Here is a 24655-nt window from a genome sequence, read left to right on the forward strand (position 1 = left end):
ATACACCTACACTTTCTCTCGTGCATTTTTGCCAAAAATACCTGATGGTCTAAAGATAAGTATTAATATTAGAATGACAAATGCTGCTGCATCTCTCCACAAAGAGAAGCCTATTGCACTTACAGCAGATTCAATAACACCTAAAAGTAGACCTCCTACCATTGCTCCAGGTATAATTCCAATTCCCCCTAATACTGCTGCTATAAAGGCCTTTACCCCTGGAATAACTCCCATTAATGGGTCAATCTTTGTATAGTAAACTCCAAAAATAACACCAGCAGCACCCGCTAGGGCTGAACCAATTGCAAAAGTTGCGGAAATTGTGTTGTCTACGTTAATACCCATTAATTTTGCCGCCTCTGTGTCATGAGAAACAGCTCTCATTGCCTTTCCTGTTTTCGTTTTATGTACGATAAATTGCAGAATAATCATTAATGCAACGGAAACAGACAAGATTAAGATGGACTGCATACCTATTTGCACACCAAATAGTTCAAAGTTTTTCTTAAAGAAATCTGGGTATGCCTCAGATTGAGCACCTCTTATATAAATCACTCCATATTCAATGAGTAAAGAAACCCCTATGGCAGTAATTAAAGCCGCTATACGCGTAGCATTTCTTAGTCGTTTATAGGCAATGCGCTCTATTAGAACACCAAATAATGCACAGACAGTCATTGAAATAATAAGTGCGGGAAAAAAGCCTAAACCAAATACGGTAATTGAATAGAAACCAATGAAAGAACCTACCATAAATACATCGCCATGAGCAAAGTTTATTAACTTAATAATTCCATAAACCATTGTATATCCAAGGGCGATTAAGGCATATATACTTCCTAGTGAAATACCATTAATCAACTGTTGAACCCATTCCATGTAGTTACACTCCTTATATTTAGGGCAGCACAAGCCTAACCCCGTTTTTCATAGAGTCACAGAAAAGGAGGGAATGAATCCCTCCGTTATTAGTAACAATATTTTATGGATTAACCTTTGTATTAAACACTTGCTCTCCATCTACGAACTCTATAATGGTTGCTGATTTCACTGGGTGGTGATTCTCATCCATTGAATAAAGTCCAGTTACAAGATCTAGATTATCTGTTGCTTCTAATGCCTCTTTAATTTTTGTTCCATCTGTTGAATCTGCTCTCTCAATTGCATCCTTTAATAGATAAACGGTGTCATAGCCTAAAGCGTGGAAGGAGTTAGGAGCTTCCCCGTATTTTTCATTAAACTTATCTGAGAAAGCTTTAGCTTTACCATCTGGATCCTCTGAAGAATAAGCAGTGATAATATATGTGTTATTTAATGCATCTGCCCCTGCTAAATCAACAATATCCGGTGAATCCCATCCATCTGCTCCCATCAATGGTACTGTAATCCCCATTTCACGAGCTTGCTTAACGATAAGACCAACTTCCTCGTAATAACCAGGGATAAAGATGAAATCTGGATTTTTAGATTTAAGACTTGTTAATGTAGAACGGAAATCTGTATCTTTAGCAACATAAGATTCCTGTGCAACAATTTTTCCGCCTGCAGCTTCAAAATCCTTCTTAAAGGAAGCTGCTAAGCCTTTCGCATAATCACTACTGTTATCTGCGTAAATCGCTACGTTTTTAACTTTTAACTCATTAGCGGCAAAATTTGCTGCTACTGTTCCCTGAAATGGGTCAATAAACGCTGTGCGGAAAGCAAACTCATTTAGTTTACCCTTATCAGTAACGGTTACTGTAGTACTCGTGCCTGATGGAGAGATAAGTGGTACTTTATTTTTTCCAGCAACTTCTACTTGAGCTACAGTGTTACCACTAGTTGCAGCTCCAATGATAGCGACTACTTTATCTTTTGTAATAAGCTTAATTGCTCCACTGGTGGCTTCACCAGCATCCGATTTATTATCTACTTTTACAAGTTCGATTTTCTTCCCGTCAATACCACCATCGTCATTAATTTCCTCTACAGCCAGATCAATTGCTTTGTCTTCTGATTGTCCGTAGGAAGCAACTCCACCAGATAGCTCAAGATTAATACCAATTTTAATCGTATCTCCGCCATCCCCTGAACCGCCTTCACTATTGCAACCTGCCAAAACTCCAATGAGAAGGGTCGAGGCTAGGAATAATGAAGCAAACTTTGATTTTTTCATAAAATGCATCCCCTTTGTTGTTTGAAAATTTTGAAATTGAAAAGCGTACTAATATCTCTTTCTTATAGTTAACTTCATCCAAAATTATCCTTTCGTAATACAATTACATTGTAAAACAAAGATAGGAATCAGTCTATAAAAATTTGACTAATTCGAATCTTTATAATCTTTAGTATATCAATATATTAAATAAAAAAGTGGCATCATTTTCATAATTCTATTATTGAAAATGATGAAATACTAACTTCAAAAAACTGATCAGTTTAACTTTGATATCATTTAAATGTGTCAATTTCATAATCCCTTTTTAAAAGTTAAGCACGAACAATTAATAAAAAAAGTAGTATATATGCTCATTGTCTTAGCTCTACATAAAAGCCGCTCCATTTAATAAATCTGAATATAAGAAAAATAATTACTTTTCTATTAAGTTCCGTTATAATTATTTATAGTTCGATATCCGTAATATTAAGGAGAGATGGGAATGGTACAAAGTTTACCAAAAAGATCAGAGGTTAAAATAGAAGAAACTTGGAACTTAAAGGATTTATTTGCTTCGGAAAAGGAATATAAAGATGCTTACGCAGAAATAGAGAAAAATGTCCCTGTATTCGTTGAAAAGTATAAAGGGAAATTAGATAGCGCTAATGTCATCATTGATGCTTTGGAGGAATATCAGTCTCTTTATATGAAATTTAGTTTGTTAGGTAGCTATGCAAGATTAGCGATTACGGAAGACCAGTCAAATACGGAAGCTCAAATGAGAGCCGGTCAATTTAGTTCATTAGCTGGCAAGGTTGCTAGCCAAACATCTTTTGTTGACAGCGAACTATTAGAATTGCCTACAGAGTTACTTGAGGAAGCAGCAAAACTGGATTCTTCTTACGAAAACTATTTAGTGAAGTTACTAGAAAGAAAGAAACATACGCTTCACCCAGAAGTGGAAAAGGTATTAGCTGCCTACTCTCCAACATTTGATGCGCCTTATAATTTATATGAAACAACTAAATTATTGGATATTTCTTTTCCTGACTTTGAGGTAAACGGAAAACCATATCCATTAAGCTACGTTTCCTTTGAAAATGATTGGGAAGCTGAAACAGATACAGTTCTTCGAAGAGCAGCATTTGAAGCTTTTTCATCTAAATTGAAGGAATATCAGCATACCACTGCAAAAACGTATGACATTGCGCTTCAACAAGAAAAAACAACGGCTGACCTGCGAGGATACGATTCGGTATTTGAATATTTATTGTTCGACCAAGAAGTCGATCGATCTTTATATAACCGTCAAATAGATCTAATCACAAAAGAATTAGCACCACATATGAGGAAATATGCAAAATTACTTCAAAAGGTACATGGCTTAGATAAGATGACCTTCGCTGATTTAAAGATTGCCCTAGATCCAAACTATGAGCCGACTATTACAATAGAAGAGTCCAAGAAGTATATTAATGAATCATTATCAGTAATGGGTGATAAGTATTTAGAAATGGTTGATCGCTCTTATAAAGAACGCTGGGTAGACTTTGCACAAAATGAAGGAAAATCCACGGGCGCTTTCTGTTCTAGTCCATATGGTAGTCACCCATACATTTTAATATCCTGGTCGAGTCGAATGAATGAAGTATTTGTACTAGCTCACGAGCTTGGTCATGCGGGTCATTTCTATTTTGCACACCAAGAACAAAATCTATTTAATTCTCGTCCATCTTTATATTTTATCGAGGCGCCTTCCACAATGAATGAAATGTTAGTTGCCAATCATCTTTTGAAAAGTTCGGATGACCCTAAATTTAAACGTTGGGTAATATCTTCCATTGTTGCTAGAACCTATTATCATAACTTTGTTACTCATTTACTAGAAGCAGCTTATCAACGTAAAGTTTATGAGCGTGTAGATCAAGGGCAAAATGTAAATGCTGAAATTTTAAATGCATACAAGCGAGAGGTTTTAGAAGAATTCTGGGGAGATTCTGTGGAAATAACAGATGGAGCAGAGCTTACTTGGATGAGACAGCCACATTACTATATGGGATTATATCCATACACATATAGTGCAGGTTTAACCATCTCCACGCAGGTTGCTAAACGTATACTAAACGAAGGACAGCCGGCAGTAGACGAATGGTTAGAAGTATTAAAGGCTGGTGGAACTAAATCGCCAGTAGAATTAGCTAAAATGGCTGGTGTGGACATTACAACTGATGAACCACTCCGAGATACAATTGCATATATTGGTTCACTTATTGATGAACTTGAAAGCTTAACAGAGGAAATTGACAGCAAGTAAGTTAAGAACGAACAAGCTAAACGATACTGCAAAAAAATTTAAAACGCCCCAGAAATTTTACCACTCGTAAAATTTCTGGGGCTTATTATTTCATTAGTGAGTATCAGTTATTTCTTAAACAGTATTTACTTGAGCAATTAAACTGTTAGCAAATTCATTAATTTGTTCCATCCTAACTATTAAACATAAGGCGGGTCCACATTCTGTTGCCATTCGATGATTCAGCTCACCTGCATCTAAAACAAAAATTAATCTATAGCGTAAATCCCTTTCCTTCTCAGGCACCAATAATCCATAGTTAGGATAGTAATAAGTACCAAACTGAGGAATATGATAAATACACAACCCTGGATCTTTATGTTCTAGCATACTTAAATATGTGTTATTTAGTCGTTTTAAATCACTTAACATTTCCAGGAAATCTTCTTTTAAACAGCGTATTGATTTTGAATGTACGGCAGGGAAACTGTGACCAGAACGGAAACAAATGTTGAATTTTACGCTCATATCATTTACTGATTCTATATTTAATTCAACTTCACAAGTTGGTTGTTCTGTATAGTCTTTTAATATTGCCATTAATACATTCCCCTTAATCTATTATTTTTTTATCAAAATACATAAATTTATAGTTAACTATTAGCAACTTGTTTTATAGTAGTATTCCAACAAACCGTTGATACACCCTCCTTCCGCTTTTAAACTACTTCTATATTTAACGAACTTTGCTATAATTATACTAATTAAATAACCAATCCTGTCTAACCACTTTTTTAAAGATATAATCAAATAAGCCATAAAATATGACTTAACAAGGAGTAAATATGAAAAACAAAGTGATTGAGCAATACGAACAAGATGAGAATATGATGATTCAATTATTTGCACAATGGTGTATTAACCATGAAGTAGACCCTTTTGCACTTTATCAAACTGCCTATCCGGAACAAGCAACGAATGAAGCTTTAGCAAAAGCAGTAGAAGAAACAGAAATAAATGCTGTAGATGTAGACACTCAAAGCGTAATTCAAGTACTACAGTTGTTTGGCAATGACCCTCTAGCCTATGTTGTTTCCGAAATTTCAATTAAAATGAAATAAAGCTATTCACGGGGAATCCTCTCTCTTCCCACCATTATGGAACAAAAAAGAGTTGTAAAATTTCAGAAATTTTTACAAACTTTGTTACAAATCATGTACAATATTATCAGACGGGAAGGGGGAAAATGATGAAAAAGTTTACAAAGGAAGAAAATAGTTGGGCTCTCTACGACTGGGGTAGCTCCGCATATTCCATCATAATTACTACTGCAATTTTTCCTATTTTTTATAAAGGGTCAGCTACTGCTGCTGGCATTGATACAGCTGATTCAACGGTTTACCTTAGTTATACGATTGCGATTTTTACGTTTATATTAGCAATGATCGGACCAATCCTTGGTACCATCGCCGATTATAAAGGCTTTAAAAAGAAATTTTTCTATTTCTTTTTCTTTTTAGGAGTAACAGCAACTGCATTGCTTGCCTTTATCCCCTATGACAAATGGTATCTATTTTTAATATGCTATACTTTTGCTGCTCTTGGTGCAACTGGAGCCAATGTTTTCTATGATGGCTTCATTGTTGATGTCACTACGAACGAGCGAATGTCTCGAGTATCATCTAGAGGTTACGGTCTAGGATATATCGGTAGTGCTATCCCATTTTTAATCAGTATAGTCATCATTCTTTTGGCCAGCAATAATATCATTCCTATTTCAGATATCACAGCAAGCCGCATTGCTTTCCTAATCACCGCAGCTTGGTGGATCATATTCGCTATTCCGATGTTTAAAAATGTAAAACAGATTCATTATATCGAGCGAGAAAAAAATCCGATTACACAAAGTTTTAAACGACTTGGAAAGACGGTTAAGGAGATTCGTCAGTACCGGGCATTGTTTCTATTTTTAATAGCATATTTCTTTTACATTGACGGTGTAGGAACCATTATTTCAATGTCTACTGCCTATGGTACGGACCTAGGCTTAAAATCTACTGATTTAATCATTGTTCTATTTGTTACCCAGGTAGTCGCAGCTCCATTTGCAATTCTATATGGTAGGCTGGCGGTTAGATTTTCTGAAAAGAAAATGTTATATGTAGGGATTATCGTCTATACCATTGTATGTACGTATGCATTTTTCTTAGAGACTATCACTGATTTTTGGATTTTAGCTATGCTAGTAGCAACCTCTCAAGGTGGGATCCAAGCATTAAGTAGATCGTATTTCGGCAAGCTAATACCAAAAGAAAATTCTAACGAGTTTTTTGGGTTCTATAATATTTTCGGTAAATTTGCTTCCATAATGGGACCTTTATTAATTGGATTTACTACACAAGTTACAGGGAATTCCTCTTACGGTGTATTTAGCTTAATCATCTTATTTATTATCGGAATAATAGTATTGACACAAGTGCCAGAACCAGAAGAAGCACCGAAGCCAGTTCCAGTAGATGCAGTCTAATAGTTTGCAAAAAGTGAAATTGCCACGTGCAATTTCACTTTTCACTTTCTGTATGAGATTCTAAATTTGCTATACTTTTATGCTCCTGCTTCCCCCTAAGGAGGTCATTATATTTCAATTTCTTTAATTACTTTTGCCGGATTACCGCCTACCACCACATTCGCAGGCACATCTTTTACAACGACAGCACCAGCTGCAATAATAGCATTATCTCCAATATTGACTCCTGGATTGATAACTGCATGTCCCCCTATCCAAACATTATTTCCAATCGTTACAGGTTTTCCATACTCCCTGCCGGAATTACGTTCTCCTGGATGCAGAGGATGTGTGGCTGTATAAATTTGCACACTTGGTCCAAGCATGCAATTGTCCCCGAAGCGAACTTCACAAACATCCAATATGATACAATCAAAATTCGCAAAAAAGTTATCACCAACATGGGTATTATATCCATAATCAAATCTAATCGTTGGCTCCATATAAACTAATTTCCCTGTAGAACCTAATAAGTCCATTAGTAGTTCACGGCGTTTTTCCCCTTCACTTTCAATAGTCTCATTATAAATTCTTACCTTTCTCCTTGCCTCTTCCCTGTCTCTAACTAATTCGGTATCTGCTGGATTATACAATTCACCGGACAGCATTTTTTCTTTTTCAGATTTCATTTTTATCCTCCTCATCTTTATACTTAACTGGCATTATATCTCTTGACCAAAGCCTAACATATTTAAGGTAGTTCCAACTTATTTTTTCTATATTGATCGTTAGACTTCTCTTGCCATTAGTTTAGTTAAATTCAAAAAGACAACCCAGTAATTTATTGAGTCGTCTTAATTTCTTTAAATATTTATTTGAATTTATTTAGATTGGAGCTTATCTCTTATGAGCCTTCTCTTTGTCCAAATAAGCGTAAATAATAAGAACAATTCAAATGCATTCGTGACCGCACCGCTCTCTACATTGATAGGAACCGCACTACCAATTGTCATAACGATTGCACCTATAAAAAAGACTGGCCATTTTGTTTTCTTCCAAAGAATAGCACTAGTCACGATTAATACAAGTGTTACTAGAAGAATCATAATTGGTGGCCCTGAAGCTTCTTCTGTAGAGACATATCTAAGAACCCCATATTCCTCCTCAGCCTTTAATGTAAGCTGAGACGCTTCCAACCATATTTCAATACCTATTAAAATCAATGTATAAATAATAGCTGATATCGTAAGCCATTTTTTCTTAGCCCATGCTATTCCACTTTCCTTCAATGTACCAACCGCAAATAAGACAAGTAATGGAGTTAAAAATGCATGCGTCCAAAATCGTAAGAGATTCAAGGTTTCCAGCAAATCACCTTCACCGATCCATCTCCCTATACCAATTATTCCATTATCATAGATGAGTGCCAAAATAATAAGATACACAAAGCTTGTCCACTTGAAAACATCTTTTTTCTTTATTCCTATTAATCCCCAAATAAAAAGCCCTATATATGCCGCTGTAAAAAATAAGTACAAAATAGTATCCATTAGTTTCCCCTCCTTCATTACTTCTTTCCCATAAAAGAGGGGTTATAATCTTAAATTTAATAGTTGTTTTTAACAAACATCCTATGTTCCATTACTAAAAGTTTATCATATGTATAAGAAAAGCTAGAAAACAGGATCATAAGGCTATTTCAAGGAACTGAAATGCAATAAAAAGCTGAGAACTCCACCTATAGCTCATCATTGTGTTTCTGCCTATTAACGATTATATTTTTAATTTATCTGTAGTTTAATCAGTGTCGTCATTTTTGAATTGAATATATTTTTGCGTTAATAATCCCGCATGAAATACATTTAATAACATTAAAATGTAGAACACAACCGGTCCAAAGAAAAAACTATTACCATCATTAAATTGTATAAAAGAAAAGGAAGCAATAATAAAGAGAGTGGCAGTTATTGTGGAAAGTATTAATTGACCCTTTGCAGATTTTATCATTTTGTCCCTCCTTAAAGATTACAAATCATTCAACTCTACCTCAAAAACAATGACCTATATCGTGTCATTTAAAGTCTCTACATTGATAAACTCTTTAATATTTTAACATAAATATCCAGTTACAACATGGGTAACCGACCTTTGCAGAAAGTCACTATTTTCCTTTAATCAATAATAAAAACACAGGAAAAATATCCTGTGTTAACTGTTATATTTACTATTTCGCAAAAGTAGCAGGCATGACAACAGCGATTACTTCCCCTTTAGCACAAAGGACGTCTCCAGCAAACACCTCAGAAGTCACCTTCCACTTTTTCGGATGTATTTCTTCCACCGTACCGATAGCCTTAAGCTCAACCTTTTGAGGAGTCGGCTTTAAAAAATCTACGTGAAGAGAGCCTGTCACAAATCTTGGAGGCGCTTCGCCACTTCCAGGCTCAAAACCATTTTTTCGGTGAAGAGCAAGTGAAGCTGAGCCGGTTCCGTGACAATCTACCAAAGCCCCTATTAATCCTCCATATACAAAGCCTGGAATCGCAGTATGTTCTTCTCTAGGTTGATAAATTGTTTCTGTTTGCTCTCCATTCCAATATGTCTTTAAATGATACCCCTCTTCATTTAAACGACCACATCCATAACACCAAGCAAAATCATCCGGATACTCATCCTGTATAGCAATTTTGTGTTCTGTCATTATTTCTCCCCCTTTAACAAACCATACAAAAAAGCAAACTATCAGTCAACTTAAATATAGAGTTTTCAAAAATAAATATTATTATTTATATAATGATTCTCTCCTATCTTGAAAGACTGGAATTCTACCTCTTACTTCTTCTACAAGATTTAAATCAATATCTACTAGACCGTTAGTTTCCTCCTCATTACCTAACCATACTATTTCTCCCCAAGGGGCAATCACCATCGAGTTACCATTAAATTCATTGTTCGGGTCTTTTCCTACTCGATTTACTGCCACTATATAGCATTGATTTTCGATTGCTCTTGCCTGCAGAAGAATTTTCCAATGATCAATCCGTGCAGCAGGCCATTGAGCAGGCACAAATATTACTTTAGCTCCTAGTAAAGAGTGGGCACGAAACCATTCAGGAAAGCGAAGATCATAGCATATAACCCCTGCCATCGTTATATTATCGATTTCGAATAAGTTTTTTTCGTTTCCTGCTTTTAAATACAAATGTTCATCCATTAGCTTAAATAAGTGGGCCTTATCATACTCAGTTATGATATCTCCAGAATCATTTACAATATACATCGTATTATAGAAATGGGAATCCTTCTTTGTAGAGACAGAGCCACCAATAATGTGAATATGTAATTCCGTCGCTAGCTTGGTTAATAATTTCTTTGTATCGTTCCCCTCTTTATCAGCTATCTCTTCTAATCTAGTCAAATCATATCCCGTGTTCCACATTTCCGGTAAAATGACTAACTTAGCCCCCTGCTTTGCAGCCTCTCTAATCTTCTTTTCAACGTTTTCAAAATTTTCTTTAGGATTACCAAATGCTATATCTAACTGAACACAAGCAATTTTCATACCGACACCACCTCTAGACATAATACTAAAAAGGTTATAAGATTTGACTAATATATGCAACTATTTAGAAAAAGAGGTATTGCCCATGGAATTTTCTGATCGTTTAAAAAATCTTCCTCCCCAGTTTTTTGCAACATTAGTACAAAAAGTTGCAAAGGCTGTGGCAGAAGGAAGAGATGTAATAAATCTTGGACAAGGTAATCCCGACCAGCCTACACCGGATCATATTGTAAAAGCATTATCAAGTGCTGCTAAAAACCCTCAATCTCACAAATATTCTCCATTCAGAGGAATAAATGAGTTGAAGCAAGCAGCAGTAGATTTTTATGCACGCGAATACAACGTAAATTTGGATCCTAATACAGAAGTCGCTATTTTATTTGGAACTAAAATTGGTTTGGTTGAACTACCTTTAGCTTTGATGAATGATAACGAGTTAATGCTTCTTCCAGACCCTGGTTATCCAGATTACTTATCAGGTATTGGGCTAGCCAATGTACAATTTGAAACAATGCCACTATTAGAGGAAAATGGTTTTCTTCCAGATTACGAGCAGCTTTCTACAGAACAAAAAGAAGCTGCGAAACTGATGTATTTGAATTATCCTAATAACCCAACTGGAGCTTCTGCCACTTCAGAATTTTTTCAAGAAACGGTAGATTTAGCGAAGGAAAATGGTATAGCCGTTGTACATGACTTTGCGTATGGAGGTATTGGGTTTGATGGAAAGAAACCAGTTAGCTTTTTAGAAGCAAAAGGCGCAAAGGAAATCGGTATTGAAATGTATACACTCTCTAAAACCTACAATATGGCTGGATGGCGTGTAGGTTTTGCAGTCGGTAATTCTAAAATCATTGAAGCTATCAATATTATACAAGACCATCTCTTTGTCAGTCTCTTTCCTGCGGTTCAGTCTGCAGCAGCCGAAGCATTAAATGGCTCTCAAGAATGTGTAGACGAATTAGTAGCACTTTATGAAAAAAGAAGAAACATTTTCATAGAGGCATGTAGAAAAATTGGTTGGAACGTAAAAGCTCCAGAAGGCTCTTTCTTCGCTTGGCTTCCAGTTCCAAATGGCTATACTAGCGAGGAATTTGCAGACCTTCTTTTAGAAAAAGCTGATGTTGCAGTCGCTGCTGGAAACGGCTTCGGTAAGCATGGAGAAGGTTATGTACGGGTGGGGTTATTAGTTGATGAGGATCGACTCGTCGAAGCTGTAGAAAGAATAGAAAAGCTACAGCTTTTTTAACAAGTAAATCAGTTTCTGTTTTTAAAATAACCAGTATTTTATTTTGAAAGTTTACTTAAAACTTCTTGCAAAAGTTATTTAAAATGAAAATGGCTATGTTAAAGGCAAAGGTAGACTTATGTAAAATGGTATTAAAAAGTTTGTGAAAGAATGTATTTAAACTAACGCTCGAGGCTAGTTTAATGAACTCAAAGCCTATATATTAATTTATTTCAAAATATGAATGTAATTTATGTTACAATTGGTTAATTATTGTAGGAGGTAAAAAATGAAAAAAAATATTTTTATAGCGATTGTATTTACTTTAGTAGCGATATTTTCCTTCACTATCACATCAGAAGCTTCATCAACACAAGTTATGTGGGGGAAAACGGAATTAAAAAAAGGTCAGATTGGTAAAGTAACACTTTACGCAGATGTGGCAACATATAAGGCGGATGGCTCTAGAGGAAAAGTGTTACCAGCAGGTGGAGAGTATCGTGTCTATACATTCCGTACAGATATATACGGAGGAGAATACGGTCTAGGGGACGGATTGTTTGTCAATATGTACAGTGCTTTAAAGTATGAAACGCCTTCTAAAGCAAAACTTGCATTATTAGTAGATTCTTCTACAAAAGTTATGTGGGGAAAAACGGAACTTAAAGCAGGTCAAATCGGAAAGGTTACAATCCTTAAGGAAACTACTTTATTTAAAGTAATTAATAGTGTTGATGGTGGCGAACCTGGTCTTGAACCTATCCGACAATTAATGCCTAACGAAGAATTCCGAGTGTATTCAGCTAAACAACCACTTGATGGATATGTTCCCATGTATGGTCTAGGTGGTGGGTATTATATTGTACAAAACAATACCATGTTAAATGGAGTTACTGTAAAGTATGAAACTCCATCTAGAGCAAAACTTGCATTACTGAATTAAAATAGTCACCGAAGGGGCTTTAGTAAAAAAATGCACATAAAAAGTGAGCTTGGAGATACATTTCCAGCTCACTTTTTATATGAATTTTAAATCACCCCTTACCTTTAACATAACCATGAAAATAAAGCGTAAAGCTAAATGTAAACCTTTTAAATGCTCCCATCTTAGTATTTCCACATAAATCACTTTTGTATAATTATTTATATAATATTCTATTTGAATTTTTCTAAACAATTATAAAAATATAAAAATATCTATTGACTTCAATAGAGCAGTGTAGTAAATTCTTTCTATAGTAAAAACGAAAAACTTAATAGATTATTATCTCTTATCAAGAGTAGCTGAGGGACTGGCCCGTTGAAGCTCGGCAACCATCTATACTAAAAAAGTATAGAAAGGTGCTAAATCCTGCAAAACATTTTGTTTTGGAAGATAAGAGAGGACAATACATATTTGTGTGCCTCTCTTTCTTTTGAAAGAGAGGCTTTTATATTTATTCGTTTTTATTAATACATATTCAGGAGGAATTACAATGAAAAAATTTAGCTTAGTGTTATCAGGAGTTTTATTAACAGGGTTGCTCTCGGCTTGTGGTGATGATGCTACATCAGGACCATTAGATGAAAATAAATTAGTTGTTGGCGTTACGTCAGGTCCACATGAACAAGTTACTGAGGTTGTTGCTGAAATTGCAGCACGTGATGGACTAGAAATTGAGATTAAGGCTTTTTCAGATTTCATACTTCCAAACACTGCCCTTGATGAAGGAAGCTTGGACGCAAACAGTTATCAAACTCTACCTTTTCTTGACTCATTTAACGAAAATAATGATACAGAGCTAGTACCAGTCGCTGAGACTATTTTACTTCCAATGGGCGTTTATTCTGAAAAGTATACATCCTTCGATGAACTGCCAGATGGAGCTACCTTTGGACTACCGAATGATCCAACACAAGGTGCACGAGCTTTAGACATATTAGAAGTAAATGGTTTTATCAAAGTGAAAGAAGGTAAAAAAGGAAATGCTTCTATTCATGACATTGAAGAAAACCCTAAAAACCTTGAATTCGTTGAATTAGAGGCAGCGCAAATAGTAAAACAGCTTAGTGAGGTCGATGCTGCAGCAATCAATTCCAATTATGCTTTAGAAGCTGGTATTAACCCTGGAGAAGAATCAATTTTGTTAGAGTCAGCTGATTCCCCATACGTTAACCATATTGTTGTTCGTAAGGAAAACGAAAATGATCCTGCCATCCAAAAATTCATTAAAGCATACCATTCCGACGAAGTTAGAGAATTTATTGAAGAAGAATTCCAAGGCTCCGCACTAGCAGGTTGGTAAATTAGAAAAGCGTAGGCGCCTATCTCTAATCGACAGGCAAATGGGAAAATGCGAGGAGGCAGGTCCACAGCCACCAGAGTATTTTCCCATTTGACCCCGAGGGGCAAGGCGCCGAAGCTAGACATCAAGAAAAACGCAAGCGTATAGCTCTGCCGGCGTTTCTTTAGAAAGGAAGATCATTCATGATAGTTTTAGAAAATATTACCAAAGAATTCAACAGTAAAAGTAGTACGGTAAAGGCTGTAAATAATGTAAGCATACACGTAAAAAAAGGTGAAATTCATGGGGTTATAGGCTATAGCGGTGCAGGGAAAAGCACGCTCATTCGCTGTGTTAATCTCTTAGAGAAACCAACATCCGGAAAAGTATACATAAACGGCAATAACATTACCCCCCTCCCCCCAGCGAAGCTACGTATGGTACGAAATAAAATAGGAATGATCTTTCAAGGATTTAACCTTCTAAAAACAGCAACTGTTTATGATAATATTGCCATTCCATTAAAGCTACTCGGCTATGATAAAACAGAAGTAAAAAGTAGAGTAGAAAAGTACTTAGAAATAGTTGGTTTATCTGATAAGTATAAAAGCTATCCAAACCAGCTTTCAGGAGGGCAAAAACAACGCGTCGCAATAGCTAGAGCCCTTGCACAGGAACCCGAAGTACTATTAAGCGATGAAGCAACAAGTGCATTGGATCCTGAAACTACTGATTCCATTTTGGATTTGCTATTAAAAATAAATAAAGAGCTGGGTATCACTATTCTACTAATCACTCATGAGATGAATGTCATTCAAAAAATATGTGATCATGTGTATGTAATGGAAAAAGGAGAAGTTGTAGAAGCAAACACTGCGATTAACCTTTTTACAAAGCCAAAGCATCCAACTACAAAGAAGTTTTTAAGCACAATCAGTCAACGAAATCTATCCCCGTCTCTAATTTCTCAGCTCCATGTAACAGGTGCTGTTACACGTTTAACTTTCGTTGGAGAGAGCACTGGTAAGCCCTTATTAGCAGAGGTTAGCCAAAGATTTGAAGTCCAGCCTAATATATTAACCGCCAATATCATCGAGTTGAAAAATGGGATTGTGGGTAATATTGTCATCCATTTAGTCGGAGACCCGGACCAAGTTCAGTCTGCAATCCAATTTCTAAACGAACGCGGTGTTGAAACAGAAAACTTGGAGGTGCACTCATGAGTGGAATTGAACAATTTACCAATCAATGGCTCCCATTAATCGGAAAAGCCACCATAGAAACTTTCCAAATGGTAGGGATTTCTTTATTAATCTCCATCCTAATCGGTATTCCCTTAGGTATACTAATTGTTTTAACGAGACCTGGGCAAGCATTACAAAATGCAATCGTATACCAGTTAAGTAACCTTCTCATAAATGTTATTCGTTCTATACCATTTATCATTCTATTATTTTTTATCCTACCATTTACGAAATTCCTTGTAGGTACGACCATCGGTGTGAAAGGTGTTATCGTTCCGCTAGTTATTTATACTGCGCCCTACATCGCCCGTCTGATGGAGTCCGCCCTTTTGGAAGTTCAAAATGGAGTAATTGAAGCTTATACAGCCATGGGGATCAAAACACGGTTCATTATATGGCATGTGCTGCTGCGAGAGGCACGACCATCTATCATATTAGGATTAACAATTGCAACGGTTGGATTAATAGGAGCAACTGCTATGGCTGGCATGGTCGGTGCTGGTGGTTTAGGAGATTTAGCTTATCGTTATGGACATTTACGTTATGAAACGGACGTTATGTATGTCATAGTTGTGATCTTAATTATTTTAGTTCAAGGCATTCAGTCTCTCGGCAACCGATTAGCTGCAAGATTAAAAAAGGACTAATTATTAAATCCATTCGTATAAAGAAAGTTTTAAACTAGTACTCCATGAGAGGTGAATACGTTGAGTAACGCTAAAAACAATGACCTACTATTAGGCAATATAGATAATAATGAACAGTATCCAATTGACTTTAACGAATTAGAGAAGGCTGCAAAAGAAACATTAGAGGCTGGTCCCTTTGGTTATATTCGATCATCTGCTGGTGGAGAAGAAACCTATCGAAAAAATATAAATAGTTTTTCGAAGTACTCAATCGTTCCACGATTTTTAAATGATGTATCTACCCTAAATACCGAAGTAACAATACTTGGTAAAACCTATCCTCACCCCCTCTTCATCGCTCCAGTTGGAGTAAATAAAATTGCACATGAAGATGGAGAAATTGCTGTGGCAAAGGCTGCAGCTAATTATGAGTTTCCTTACATACAAAGTACTGTGTCAAGTTTTTCTATTGAAGAGATTGCTGCCGCAACTCCCGGAAGCTCAAAATGGTTCCAGCTCTACTGGTCATCTAACAAAGAGATAGCGTTTAGTATGGCTAAACGTGCAGAAGCTGCCGGCTATGAAGCAATTGTCCTGACAGTAGACACAGTTATGCTCGGTTGGCGAGAAGAAGATATTCGCAACCAGTTCTCTCCTTTAAAGCGCGGCTTTGGCCAAGGTAATTATGCTTCAGACCCTGTTTTTATGGCTGCTTTACCAGAGCATTCTCAGGAGGTTATCGTTGATAGTATTTTGGAGAATATATATCATCCTACCTTGAACTGGAATGATATTGCTGAGCTAAGGAACCACGTTTCCCTCCCAATTTTGATTAAAGGGCTCCTCCATCCAGAGGATGCCAAGCTAGCAGTTGAACAAGGAATAGACGGCATCATTGTCTCTAACCACGGTGGACGGCAACTGGATGGCGTTATTGCCAGTATTGATGCACTTCCTGGTATTGTAGAAGCTATTGATGGAAGAATTCCTGTTTTATTTGACAGTGGTATTAGACGAGGCTCTGATGCTGTAAAGGCTCTAGCTCTTGGTGCCTCTGCTGTATGTATCGGTCGCCCCTTCGTTTGGGGGCTAGCTGCTGGAGGACAACTAGGTGTAGAAAGAGTCCTAGAGAATCTCCTGCAAGAGACAAAGGTTTCTATCTCCTTGGCTGGTGTTCGTAATATGAAAGAGCTCCAGCACATGATGGTTACGAAAGAATAACGAGATTAGATGAACAATCAAACAAATAATGAAAACCCCCGTTCTATGAAAATGGGGGTTTTTGTGTCTATCAAATGATCGGTACATGGTACAAACACATTTAGGAAAAAATTAGTATTTATTTATTTTTATATAATGTTTGTTCCAGTTTTGTTCGACATACCGGTATGCTCAAGGTAGAATGCCGATACAATGTATGACACCCTTTAGCCATTTGTTTTTCTGAAGCATCCTTATTCCCTAACTGTATGTCAGTTTACATTTTAGACATTAATCGTTTGGCAATGGCTTGGAATTCCTCTGGACCGATACCAGGAGCGAATTCTTCCGGGAGAGATTCTAATTCAGGAATTTTATAGCCTTTAGGACTACCTTCCTTCACAATTAATTGGTCCCCACTTGTAGGATTCTTACCCTTCCAGATTTTATCAATGTCTTTATAATCGCCTACGTTGTTCCATGTAAAAAGTACATTCCCATATCCTAAATCCTCGTATTTTCGTGCCTGATCAAACGCACGATTATTAAGGTTAGGGATTGGCAACATTTTAGTTACATCTACACCTGTAGCTATTTCAAGGGCTTTTGCATAAGCGATAATATGCGTCCCTCCGCGAACTAATAAATATCCGATCATTTCCCTAGCAGTTGGGTGATCAGTCATTTCATATACTCTCATTTTATGGGTTCTTGCACCACATTCCAAAAAGAAATTATGCAAAAGATCTAATACTAGGTTACCACTCGAAAATACATAATCTCCTCTCCAAGGATTCCCCATGGAATCTCCGGCTAAGGAGGTTTGAGCATTGGCTATAAAAGCATAAGTGTTTCGCATATTTTTGGCATCTTGTAGTGGTGCCACATCTGGTTCTCCACTGAAGCTAGTTCCTTTATATAATAGATTTATCGTATTGGAGACGAGCTCCACATGACCAAATTCCTCCGCTGTTATACTGGCTACCAAATCATAGAATGGTTTTAGCTTAGTTTTGCCACGAAAGTTAAAGGATTGATACATATAGTTGTTAAGTGTCGACATTTCACCAAATTTTCCACCTAAGAGCTCCTGCACAGCGGAAGCCGCATTTGCATCTCCATATTCTAAATTGGGCAATTCAATCAACAATTTATCTACTCTATTAAACAATCAACCATCCTTTCATTTAGATATGTTCGGAGAAATCCAAACGATAGCTTGTATACGTACATAAAAAGGAACTCCACCTACATTTACGACAAGATGATCTGGAGCGACTGCTGTCAATTTTCCTTGAAGGATATTTTTAGTCGTTTGCACTGCAATATTAGTGCCTATTAAACTTTCTGCTGCTTGGAATACATAACCATCAAATGGACTTACAAACTCCACGCTACTTCTTTCATTCAACTTCCATCATCCCTTCTTTGCATTCATATTAGTTTATGAGAAAATGTAGTATATGGTCACATTACTCAATAACTTAAGAAAAGGAAGAGAAAATGATTAAAAGACTTTTGGTAACTGGGTATAAAGCCCATGAATTAGGGATATTTAATGATAGCCATCCTGGAATTCCTATTATAAAAAAAGCGATTGAGAATCAAATGCGTGCTCTCCTAGATGAAGGACTGGAATGGGTTATTCTTAGTGGACAGCTAGGTGTGGAGACATGGGCAGCAGAGCTAGTAGTGGAGCTAAAAAAGGAATTTCCCCAGTTAAAATATTCTATTATTACACCATTCCTGGAACAAGAGAAAAATTGGAATGAGCAAAAGCAGGAAAACTATCATAGGCTTATTGCACTTGCTGATTTTCATACGAGCGTGACAAAAAAGCCTTATGAAGCGCCGTGGCAATTTATCGAAAAAAATAAATTTCTCATTAGAAATACGGATGCCATGTTAATCATTTATGATGACGAAAATGAAGGTTCACCAAAATTTATAAAAAAACTTGCTCAAAGTTATGCAGAAAATAATAACTACCCTATAATTAGTATTGACGCATACGACTTACAAGTAATTGCAGATGAAGAAAGGAACGATTATATATGATAAAAAAGAAACTAACTCAAAAAATCACGGAAATTGCAGGAGAACATATCTCACTGACAAAAGAAGAGCATGACTATGCTCTAACTAATGAACTTTTATCGGAAACTGCCAGTATATCCGTAATAGAAAGCGACAAACTATTTGAAAATGCCATCATTGAAAGATTCGTTAAAGAAACAGAGGAATTAATCTCAAAAGAATCTAACGCCTTTTTAAAAACTCCTATTACTCATTTTAAAGAAAAAATGAACGAGTTTATGTACTTAGAGACTCCTCATTTCGAAACATTAAGTGTAGACGCTATCGCCTTTGAGTACGATGAAGTATTTGAAGTATATACAGCTATGTTCGGACTATCCCTTCAAAAAAAATATGGAGATGCAGTAAAAGCATATTTGAATGAACATTTTGATGGAAAAGCAATGAATTACAGTGTCATGTTCTCTGCTGGAGATGGCTTGTGGGAAGTCAATCTACCTTTAAATTATATTGACGATTTTGACACAAATTATACAATAGAAGAAACATACCAGTTTTTATATCGTTTCCTGTTCTCATTAGTAGCTTCGACCGAAAACTAAATGCATGCATAATCGTGATCCTTAAAAATCACGGTTATTTTATTTCAAAAGTGTTACAGGTGCCTGGCACCTGTAACACTTTCTTTTAACTTAGCGTGCATACATATTTTTGTTTGTTCTGTTCACACTAATTTAGATGTTTCAATACATCTTAATGGAGGAGGAGAATAGATTGGATAACACATACAGTCAAAATCACAGTGAAACGATGAATGGGCAAACGGTTGTACCTCATTTTAATCATGGTGCGCACGAATTAATGGATGTACATGAGGTATTGTCTGCAGCAATCGGTGCATTAAACTTGAGCACCATTTTACGTCCACACGTGAAGGATCAGGAATTATTAAGCATTCTAGACCGTCAGTATGCTTTTGCTTTAGACGAGTATAATATGCTGGTGGAATGCTTTAAAACTGGGAAAGACCCTTCACATCGCACTGCATCTTATAAGATGGCCACGCAAAATGATTTTACTTATGGTCTAAAACCGTCATCACAACCTAAAAAACCTATCCAAAGTGCTTCAGAGATAAATGACGAAATGATCTCCGGTTATTTGTTAAGCTCTGCTAAAGCTGGAGCTGCTGGTAAGGTTCCTGCAGCGCTAGAAGCTACTAACCCAGTTGTGCGAAGAGTCCTTCAGGATTCAATCCCTAACTGTATTGAGATGGCTTACGAGCTTTCCATTTATCAAAACAAGCATGGGTATTATCAAGTACCTCGCTTCGAAGAACAAACTATGGAGCAAATCTTAAACGCGTACGGTACTGCTCAAGGTCCAATGTACAAAATGCAATAGTAACCTAAATAGGCGCTTTCTGTTCCCCTTAAGGACAGAAAGCGTTTATTTCTTAATAGTATTTTGTCTTTCCTCACCCTTTTCCAGTATAATAAAATAAAGCCATATTAATGAAAAGGTGAAGATAGATATGCAAGTTGCTATTTTTGATTTTGATGGAACGTTATATGAGGAAGAGACTTTCAAGCTGCTAATGAATCACTTAAAGGTGCACCCGACCTATCATCCGCAATATAAACGTTTTTATAGATCCATCGTCCCGCCTTATATTGCCAATAAACTTAAGCTTTATCCAACTACTAGTATGAGAAAACGGTCCATGCAATTATATCTAGAGGCTTTTGAAGGAAGAACACAAGATGAGATGTATCAATACTTTGACGAATTAAAAGAGCAAATGCAGCAAAGCTTCAATAAAAAGGTTTTAGAAAAATTGAATGCTCACCAGCAAGAAAATGTACATATTTATCTAGTCTCAGGTGCTTACACCCAATTTTTAGAACGTGTCACGGAAGGAATTACATTTACCGATATCATCGGAACGGAAATCATATATAAAGATAACTATGTGTATACAAAGTCTCCCCTAGAGCATGTAAATGGCGTGATGAAGACGAAAAAGCTACTAGAAAGACTAGAAGGACAAGAAATAGATTGGGAAAACAGCTATGCATACGGAGATAGCTATTCAGATCTACCCGTCCTTGAATTAGTCGGCAATCCTGTCGCTGTAAAGCCTGAGGAAAAACTTCGAGCTGTTGCCCAAGAACGAGGATGGGAAATACTTAGATAGAGAAACTTTTATGTTAGACAGACTCTCACAAATTGATGCCAACACAGCCTTAAAGCTATCTAATCAATGATGATTGGATAGCTTTTTTTATGTGACCGAACGATTTTGCTCAGTAACCGACCGATTATTTGGCAGAACCGACCGATTTTGCTCAGAAACCGACCGATAATTGGACAGATCCAACCGATTACGCCGACAAATCGACCGTTTGTCAAATATATAATAAAAACTAACATATATTTCTATCAAAAAAAGACCTGCTAAGAATTAATCCTTAACAAGTCATCCAAAAACTACATCCTCACATTAATATCCTTCTTATATAAATAGTCTTTAATCTCCGAAATAGTATAGTCTCCATAGTGGATCATCGAGGCAACTAAAGCTGCATCTGCTTTTCCATCTGTAAACACTTCTTCGATATGATCTAAAGTACCAGCTCCACCAGAAGCAATAATTGGCACATTTACTTTCTCAGATAGTAGCTTAATAAGCTCCACATCATAGCCATTTTTCATACCGTCCTTATGAATACTTGTACAAATAATCTCTCCTGCTCCAAGGTCAGTTGCTTGCTGTGCCCACTCTACTACATCCATTCCTGTTTTCTCATGTCCTGAATGTGTGTATACTTCCCATCTGATAATTTCATTGTTCTCATTATAAATTGGCATGGCATCCAATCCTAGCACCACACATTGCTTACCGAATATATCTGCCGCTTCTCTTAAAAGCTCTGGTCGCTGTACAGCAGCGGAGTTAACCCCTACCTTATCTGCTCCAGCGCGAAGCAACCTTTTAAAGTCATCTATCGTTCGAACACCGCCAATTACCGAAAAAGGTATGTATACTTGCTCTGCGACTCGACGAATCCAATCTATCTTTAAGTCTTGGTTTTTTAACGAAGCAGTAGTATCCAGATAGATTAACTCATCCGCCCCATCCTCTGAATATTTCTTCCCTAGCTCTGCTGGATCTCCAATTATCGTAGGGTTTCTGAATTGTACATATTTTACTGCTTTATCTCCTAAAACATCTATTGCAGGAACAATTCGTTTTCTAAGCATGCTCGTCAACTCCTTGCTTGCAGTAATTGTCTAGCAATTGAATGCCGTGTTTACCACTTTTTTCTGGATGGAATTGTACACCCATCACCTGGGAATTTCCGATCGCACATGCAAAGTCAGGTCCATAATTTGTCACACCGATTATGTGATCCTCTATGCTAGGCTGTGCGTAATAGGAATGAACAAAATAGAAGTCCGTGTTATCTGGAATATCTTGAAACAAGAAATGATTTTGCACATCCTGCACTTGATTCCAACCCATATGTGGAACTTTTTCCGCCTCTTCACCAAACAAAGGGACTGTTCCTGGTAGAAACCCTAAGCACGGAACATTACCTTCCTCACTAGTCTCTAAAAGAAGCTGCATTCCTAAGCAAATTCCTAAAAGAGGTGTCCCCTTATCAACTTCTGCCCGTAAATAGTCACTTAAGCCTGTCTCATTTAAAACATCCATGGCCACCTTGGCATTTCCCACACCAGGTAGGATTAGCTTTTCTATTTCATCATCGTGCTCGCTAGGTTTGGTGATAAGCTTAATCTGATAACCAAGGCGAGTAATTGCCTTAACCACACTATGTAAATTCCCTGCTCCATAATCTATTATGCCAATCATGCTGTTCCCCCTCTTCAATCTCTTACTTTTATTATGCCATCAGTTGACAGAAAATAAAAGAAAAACTTTAGTCTGCTAATATGATAGCGTAATAAAAGAAAGAAAAAACGAGAGACCCCTTATAAGTCTCCCGCACCACGATTATTTAACAAACGATTTATTCATAACGAAATCATTTACTCTTTTAGCAACCTCTTGCCCTTCTTTAATAGCCCAGACAATCAAGCTTTGACCCTTCCTAGCGTCTCCTGCTGCAAATACACCTTCCACATTCGTTGTATAATCTTTAGCCGAGGCAACGATACGTTTGTTTAACACCTTTACACCAAACTGGTCCGCCAAAGGAGTTTCTGGACCTTCAAACCCTATAGCTACAAAAACAAATTGTGCAGGCCATACTTTCTCAGAACCTGGAACTTCTTTGAAAAAGTAGAAACCATCTTCCCCTAATATTTTTTCCATTTGAACGGTATGAAGCTCTTTCAGTTTGCCATCTTTATCTTTAATCATCTTTTTCGTTTGAATTAAATACTCCCGTGGATCCTTGCCGTATTTTGCATTGGCTTCCTCATATGCATATTCCAATTTATAAATATTTGGGTCTGTAGGCCATTGGTTATCCGCTGCTCGCACTGCAGGTAGCTGTGGATGCTTACCGAATTGTACGACACTTCTACAATTTTGACGTATAGCTGTTGCCACACAGTCTGCTCCAGTGTCACCACCGCCAATTACAATGACGTCCTTCCCCTTTGTATTAATATACTGGCCGTCTGCAAAGTTGGAGTCTAATAAACTTTTAGTAGTTGAAGTCAAATAGTCCATTGCCATATAAACTCCATCTGCATCACTTCCATCCATGTGGAGGGCACGCTGTTTCTGTGCACCAATACATAAGATAATTGCGTCGTATTGAAGCTTTAGCTGATCCGCAGTAATGTCCTTACCAACCTCAGTGTTTAAAATGAAGTCGATACCCTCCTGCTGAAGCAGGTGAACTCTTCTCTCTACTATTTCTTTTTCTAGCTTCATATTTGGAATGCCATACATGAGGAGTCCTCCTGCACGGTCAGCTCTTTCATAAATTGTAACCGAGTGCCCTGCTTGATTTAAATTGTCCGCACTCGCCAAACCTGCAGGACCTGATCCAATAATAGCTATTTTCTTCCCAGTTCGAACCGCTGGTATTCTAGGTGTGATCCATCCATTTTCAAAGCCTTTATCAATAATCGTTCTTTCTATATTCTTAATTGAAACTGCCGGATCAGTAATGGCTAGCGTACACGATCCTTCACAAGGGGCTGGACAAACACGTCCAGTAAACTCCGGAAAGTTATTGGTCATTAATAATCGCTCTAAAGCTTCCTGCCACTTCCCTCGATAAACTAAATCGTTCCATTCTGGTATTAGGTTATTAATCGGGCACCCAGCTGTCGCACCTCTTATCTCAATACCCATATGGCAAAATGGAGTTCCGCAATCCATACATCTTGCACCTTGTTTACGAAGAGATTCGTCCGAAAGTTTGGATGCATATTCCTCCCAATTTTTTATACGCTTAAGAGGAGCTACTTCCTTGGCTTTTTCTCGTTTATATTCTATAAACCCAGTTGGTTTACCCATATTGAAACTCCTCCTTTCCTTAAAATGGCTCTTATTTTTCTCCACAGGAGCAAAT

The 24655-nt window shown here is 36.9% G+C and carries 26 protein-coding genes and 1 riboswitch; of the genes, 13 read left to right on the forward strand and 13 right to left on the reverse strand.

From position 1 onward, the window contains the following. Positions 1–6: 6 nt before the first annotated feature. Positions 7–879 (reverse strand): branched-chain amino acid ABC transporter permease, encoded by an 873-nt coding sequence (locus Q0371_RS12840; RefSeq protein WP_169360146.1) that lies wholly within the window; start codon positions 877–879, stop codon positions 7–9. A gap of 103 nt (positions 880–982) precedes the next feature. Next, positions 983–2164 (reverse strand): ABC transporter substrate-binding protein, encoded by a 1182-nt coding sequence (locus Q0371_RS12845; RefSeq protein WP_251556174.1) that lies wholly within the window; start codon positions 2162–2164, stop codon positions 983–985. A 475-nt stretch (positions 2165–2639) separates the two neighbouring features. On the opposite strand from Q0371_RS12845, the gene pepF reads away from it, so the two are divergent. Further along, positions 2640–4451, forward strand: coding sequence for an oligoendopeptidase F (gene pepF / locus Q0371_RS12850; RefSeq protein WP_298471722.1), 1812 nt, complete (start codon positions 2640–2642; stop codon positions 4449–4451). A gap of 114 nt (positions 4452–4565) precedes the next feature. On the opposite strand, the gene Q0371_RS12855 is transcribed toward pepF, so the two are convergent. Beyond that, positions 4566–5030 (reverse strand): hypothetical protein, encoded by a 465-nt coding sequence (locus Q0371_RS12855; RefSeq protein WP_298471724.1) that lies wholly within the window; start codon positions 5028–5030, stop codon positions 4566–4568. Positions 5031–5275: 245 nt separating this feature from the next. On the opposite strand from Q0371_RS12855, the gene Q0371_RS12860 reads away from it, so the two are divergent. Both Q0371_RS12860 and Q0371_RS12865 read left to right on the forward strand, forming a co-directional pair. After that, positions 5276–5551 carry a hypothetical protein gene (locus Q0371_RS12860; protein WP_251556172.1) on the forward strand — a complete coding sequence of 92 codons (276 nt, stop codon included), beginning with the start codon at positions 5276–5278 and terminating at the stop codon, positions 5549–5551. Positions 5552–5679: 128 nt separating this feature from the next. After that, positions 5680–6957 carry an MFS transporter gene (locus Q0371_RS12865; protein WP_251556171.1) on the forward strand — a complete coding sequence of 426 codons (1278 nt, stop codon included), beginning with the start codon at positions 5680–5682 and terminating at the stop codon, positions 6955–6957. A gap of 107 nt (positions 6958–7064) precedes the next feature. Here the strand turns inward: Q0371_RS12865 and Q0371_RS12870 are convergent, their stop codons facing one another. The 5 genes from Q0371_RS12870 to Q0371_RS12890 all read right to left on the reverse strand — a co-directional run bounded on the left by Q0371_RS12870 (position 7065) and on the right by Q0371_RS12890 (position 10498). Beyond that, the gene (locus Q0371_RS12870; protein ID WP_169360152.1) at positions 7065–7625 is read right to left on the reverse strand and encodes a sugar O-acetyltransferase; all 561 of its coding nucleotides are present in this window, start codon (positions 7623–7625) and stop codon (positions 7065–7067) included. Between the two features lie 192 nt (positions 7626–7817). Then, positions 7818–8486: a hypothetical protein gene (locus tag Q0371_RS12875; protein WP_169360153.1), complete on the reverse strand. Its 669-nt coding sequence runs from the start codon at positions 8484–8486 to the stop codon at positions 7818–7820. Between the two features lie 247 nt (positions 8487–8733). After that, a complete protein-coding gene (locus Q0371_RS12880; RefSeq protein WP_169360154.1) occupies positions 8734–8943 on the reverse strand; it encodes a hypothetical protein in 210 nt (69 codons plus the stop codon). Between the two features lie 217 nt (positions 8944–9160). Then, entirely contained in the window at positions 9161–9637 is a 477-nt protein-coding gene (locus Q0371_RS12885) for a PaaI family thioesterase (protein ID WP_169360155.1), read from the reverse strand. Between the two features lie 81 nt (positions 9638–9718). Further along, positions 9719–10498: a carbon-nitrogen family hydrolase gene (locus Q0371_RS12890; RefSeq protein ID WP_298471733.1), complete on the reverse strand. Its 780-nt coding sequence runs from the start codon at positions 10496–10498 to the stop codon at positions 9719–9721. Positions 10499–10583: 85 nt separating this feature from the next. Here Q0371_RS12890 and Q0371_RS12895 point away from each other — a divergent pair, with 85 nt between their 5' ends. From Q0371_RS12895 to Q0371_RS12920, 6 genes are all read left to right on the forward strand, one after another. Beyond that, the gene (locus Q0371_RS12895) at positions 10584–11747 is read left to right on the forward strand and encodes a pyridoxal phosphate-dependent aminotransferase (RefSeq protein ID WP_298471736.1); all 1164 of its coding nucleotides are present in this window, start codon (positions 10584–10586) and stop codon (positions 11745–11747) included. Between the two features lie 268 nt (positions 11748–12015). After that, complete coding sequence (locus tag Q0371_RS12900; RefSeq protein ID WP_298471739.1) at positions 12016–12669, forward strand: hypothetical protein; 654 nt, start codon at positions 12016–12018, stop codon at positions 12667–12669. A 325-nt stretch (positions 12670–12994) separates the two neighbouring features. Continuing rightward, positions 12995–13108: riboswitch (SAM riboswitch) on the forward strand. A 93-nt stretch (positions 13109–13201) separates the two neighbouring features. Next, entirely contained in the window at positions 13202–14011 is an 810-nt protein-coding gene (locus tag Q0371_RS12905) for a MetQ/NlpA family ABC transporter substrate-binding protein (protein ID WP_298471742.1), read from the forward strand. 182 nt (positions 14012–14193) lie between these two features. Then, positions 14194–15213, forward strand: a complete 1020-nt coding sequence (locus Q0371_RS12910) for an ATP-binding cassette domain-containing protein (protein WP_298471744.1) — start codon at positions 14194–14196, stop codon at positions 15211–15213. Next, entirely contained in the window at positions 15210–15881 is a 672-nt protein-coding gene (locus tag Q0371_RS12915; protein WP_169361491.1) for a methionine ABC transporter permease, read from the forward strand. The genes Q0371_RS12910 and Q0371_RS12915 overlap by 4 nt, the downstream gene beginning before the upstream one ends. A gap of 60 nt (positions 15882–15941) precedes the next feature. After that, complete coding sequence (locus tag Q0371_RS12920) at positions 15942–17084, forward strand: alpha-hydroxy-acid oxidizing protein (protein ID WP_298471749.1); 1143 nt, start codon at positions 15942–15944, stop codon at positions 17082–17084. Positions 17085–17340: 256 nt separating this feature from the next. Here Q0371_RS12920 and Q0371_RS12925 read toward each other — a convergent pair whose 3' ends face one another. Then, on the reverse strand, positions 17341–18234 hold the full coding sequence (locus Q0371_RS12925) for a manganese catalase family protein (protein ID WP_298471752.1): 894 nt from the start codon (positions 18232–18234) through the stop codon (positions 17341–17343). Between the two features lie 12 nt (positions 18235–18246). Beyond that, positions 18247–18474, reverse strand: coding sequence for a YuzF family protein (locus Q0371_RS12930; RefSeq protein WP_169361494.1), 228 nt, complete (start codon positions 18472–18474; stop codon positions 18247–18249). A gap of 92 nt (positions 18475–18566) precedes the next feature. On the opposite strand from Q0371_RS12930, the gene Q0371_RS12935 reads away from it, so the two are divergent. The 4 genes from Q0371_RS12935 (at position 18567) to Q0371_RS12950 (ending at position 21297) form a co-directional block, all read left to right on the forward strand. Further along, complete coding sequence (locus Q0371_RS12935; protein ID WP_169361495.1) at positions 18567–19121, forward strand: DUF1273 domain-containing protein; 555 nt, start codon at positions 18567–18569, stop codon at positions 19119–19121. After that, complete coding sequence (locus Q0371_RS12940; protein WP_298471757.1) at positions 19118–19702, forward strand: branched-chain amino acid aminotransferase; 585 nt, start codon at positions 19118–19120, stop codon at positions 19700–19702. The genes Q0371_RS12935 and Q0371_RS12940 overlap by 4 nt, the downstream gene beginning before the upstream one ends. Before the next feature lie 208 nt (positions 19703–19910). Continuing rightward, positions 19911–20504, forward strand: a complete 594-nt coding sequence (locus Q0371_RS12945) for a spore coat protein (RefSeq protein WP_205964174.1) — start codon at positions 19911–19913, stop codon at positions 20502–20504. Positions 20505–20634: 130 nt separating this feature from the next. Beyond that, on the forward strand, positions 20635–21297 hold the full coding sequence (locus Q0371_RS12950; protein WP_298471760.1) for an HAD-IB family hydrolase: 663 nt from the start codon (positions 20635–20637) through the stop codon (positions 21295–21297). Positions 21298–21590: 293 nt separating this feature from the next. Here the strand turns inward: Q0371_RS12950 and hisF are convergent, their stop codons facing one another. The 3 genes from hisF to gltD all read right to left on the reverse strand — a co-directional run bounded on the left by hisF (position 21591) and on the right by gltD (position 24600). Beyond that, the gene (hisF, locus tag Q0371_RS12955; protein WP_298471763.1) at positions 21591–22364 is read right to left on the reverse strand and encodes an imidazole glycerol phosphate synthase subunit HisF; all 774 of its coding nucleotides are present in this window, start codon (positions 22362–22364) and stop codon (positions 21591–21593) included. Beyond that, a complete protein-coding gene (gene hisH / locus Q0371_RS12960) occupies positions 22357–22977 on the reverse strand; it encodes an imidazole glycerol phosphate synthase subunit HisH (RefSeq protein ID WP_298471766.1) in 621 nt (206 codons plus the stop codon). The genes hisF and hisH overlap by 8 nt, the downstream gene beginning before the upstream one ends. 141 nt (positions 22978–23118) lie before the next feature. Further along, positions 23119–24600 (reverse strand): glutamate synthase small subunit, encoded by a 1482-nt coding sequence (gene gltD, locus Q0371_RS12965; protein WP_298471769.1) that lies wholly within the window; start codon positions 24598–24600, stop codon positions 23119–23121. Positions 24601–24655: the final 55 nt, after the last annotated feature.

Source organism: uncultured Psychrobacillus sp., from assembly GCF_938022135.1.
GTDB lineage: Bacteria > Bacillota > Bacilli > Bacillales_A > Planococcaceae > Psychrobacillus.

What these genes read in the sequence shown, in the direction of transcription:
- pepF (WP_298471722.1), top strand. Translation starts at nt 2,640, where the DNA reads ATGGTACAAAGTTTACCAAAAAGATCAGAGGTTAAAATAGAAGAAACT.
- Q0371_RS12840 (WP_169360146.1), bottom strand. Translation starts at nt 879, where the DNA reads ATGGAATGGGTTCAACAGTTGATTAATGGTATTTCACTAGGAAGTATA.
- Q0371_RS12860 (WP_251556172.1), top strand. Translation starts at nt 5,276, where the DNA reads ATGAAAAACAAAGTGATTGAGCAATACGAACAAGATGAGAATATGATG.
- Q0371_RS12940 (WP_298471757.1), top strand. Translation starts at nt 19,118, where the DNA reads ATGATAAAAAAGAAACTAACTCAAAAAATCACGGAAATTGCAGGAGAA.
- Q0371_RS12875 (WP_169360153.1), bottom strand. Translation starts at nt 8,486, where the DNA reads ATGGATACTATTTTGTACTTATTTTTTACAGCGGCATATATAGGGCTT.
- Q0371_RS12870 (WP_169360152.1), bottom strand. Translation starts at nt 7,625, where the DNA reads ATGAAATCTGAAAAAGAAAAAATGCTGTCCGGTGAATTGTATAATCCA.
- Q0371_RS12945 (WP_205964174.1), top strand. Translation starts at nt 19,911, where the DNA reads ATGAATGGGCAAACGGTTGTACCTCATTTTAATCATGGTGCGCACGAA.
- Q0371_RS12845 (WP_251556174.1), bottom strand. Translation starts at nt 2,164, where the DNA reads ATGCATTTTATGAAAAAATCAAAGTTTGCTTCATTATTCCTAGCCTCG.
- Q0371_RS12910 (WP_298471744.1), top strand. Translation starts at nt 14,194, where the DNA reads ATGATAGTTTTAGAAAATATTACCAAAGAATTCAACAGTAAAAGTAGT.
- hisH (WP_298471766.1), bottom strand. Translation starts at nt 22,977, where the DNA reads ATGATTGGCATAATAGATTATGGAGCAGGGAATTTACATAGTGTGGTT.
- Q0371_RS12915 (WP_169361491.1), top strand. Translation starts at nt 15,210, where the DNA reads ATGAGTGGAATTGAACAATTTACCAATCAATGGCTCCCATTAATCGGA.
- Q0371_RS12935 (WP_169361495.1), top strand. Translation starts at nt 18,567, where the DNA reads ATGATTAAAAGACTTTTGGTAACTGGGTATAAAGCCCATGAATTAGGG.
- gltD (WP_298471769.1), bottom strand. Translation starts at nt 24,600, where the DNA reads ATGGGTAAACCAACTGGGTTTATAGAATATAAACGAGAAAAAGCCAAG.
- Q0371_RS12885 (WP_169360155.1), bottom strand. Translation starts at nt 9,637, where the DNA reads ATGACAGAACACAAAATTGCTATACAGGATGAGTATCCGGATGATTTT.
- Q0371_RS12880 (WP_169360154.1), bottom strand. Translation starts at nt 8,943, where the DNA reads ATGATAAAATCTGCAAAGGGTCAATTAATACTTTCCACAATAACTGCC.
- hisF (WP_298471763.1), bottom strand. Translation starts at nt 22,364, where the DNA reads ATGCTTAGAAAACGAATTGTTCCTGCAATAGATGTTTTAGGAGATAAA.
- Q0371_RS12950 (WP_298471760.1), top strand. Translation starts at nt 20,635, where the DNA reads ATGCAAGTTGCTATTTTTGATTTTGATGGAACGTTATATGAGGAAGAG.
- Q0371_RS12895 (WP_298471736.1), top strand. Translation starts at nt 10,584, where the DNA reads ATGGAATTTTCTGATCGTTTAAAAAATCTTCCTCCCCAGTTTTTTGCA.
- Q0371_RS12905 (WP_298471742.1), top strand. Translation starts at nt 13,202, where the DNA reads ATGAAAAAATTTAGCTTAGTGTTATCAGGAGTTTTATTAACAGGGTTG.
- Q0371_RS12865 (WP_251556171.1), top strand. Translation starts at nt 5,680, where the DNA reads ATGAAAAAGTTTACAAAGGAAGAAAATAGTTGGGCTCTCTACGACTGG.
- Q0371_RS12890 (WP_298471733.1), bottom strand. Translation starts at nt 10,498, where the DNA reads ATGAAAATTGCTTGTGTTCAGTTAGATATAGCATTTGGTAATCCTAAA.
- Q0371_RS12855 (WP_298471724.1), bottom strand. Translation starts at nt 5,030, where the DNA reads ATGGCAATATTAAAAGACTATACAGAACAACCAACTTGTGAAGTTGAA.
- Q0371_RS12900 (WP_298471739.1), top strand. Translation starts at nt 12,016, where the DNA reads ATGAAAAAAAATATTTTTATAGCGATTGTATTTACTTTAGTAGCGATA.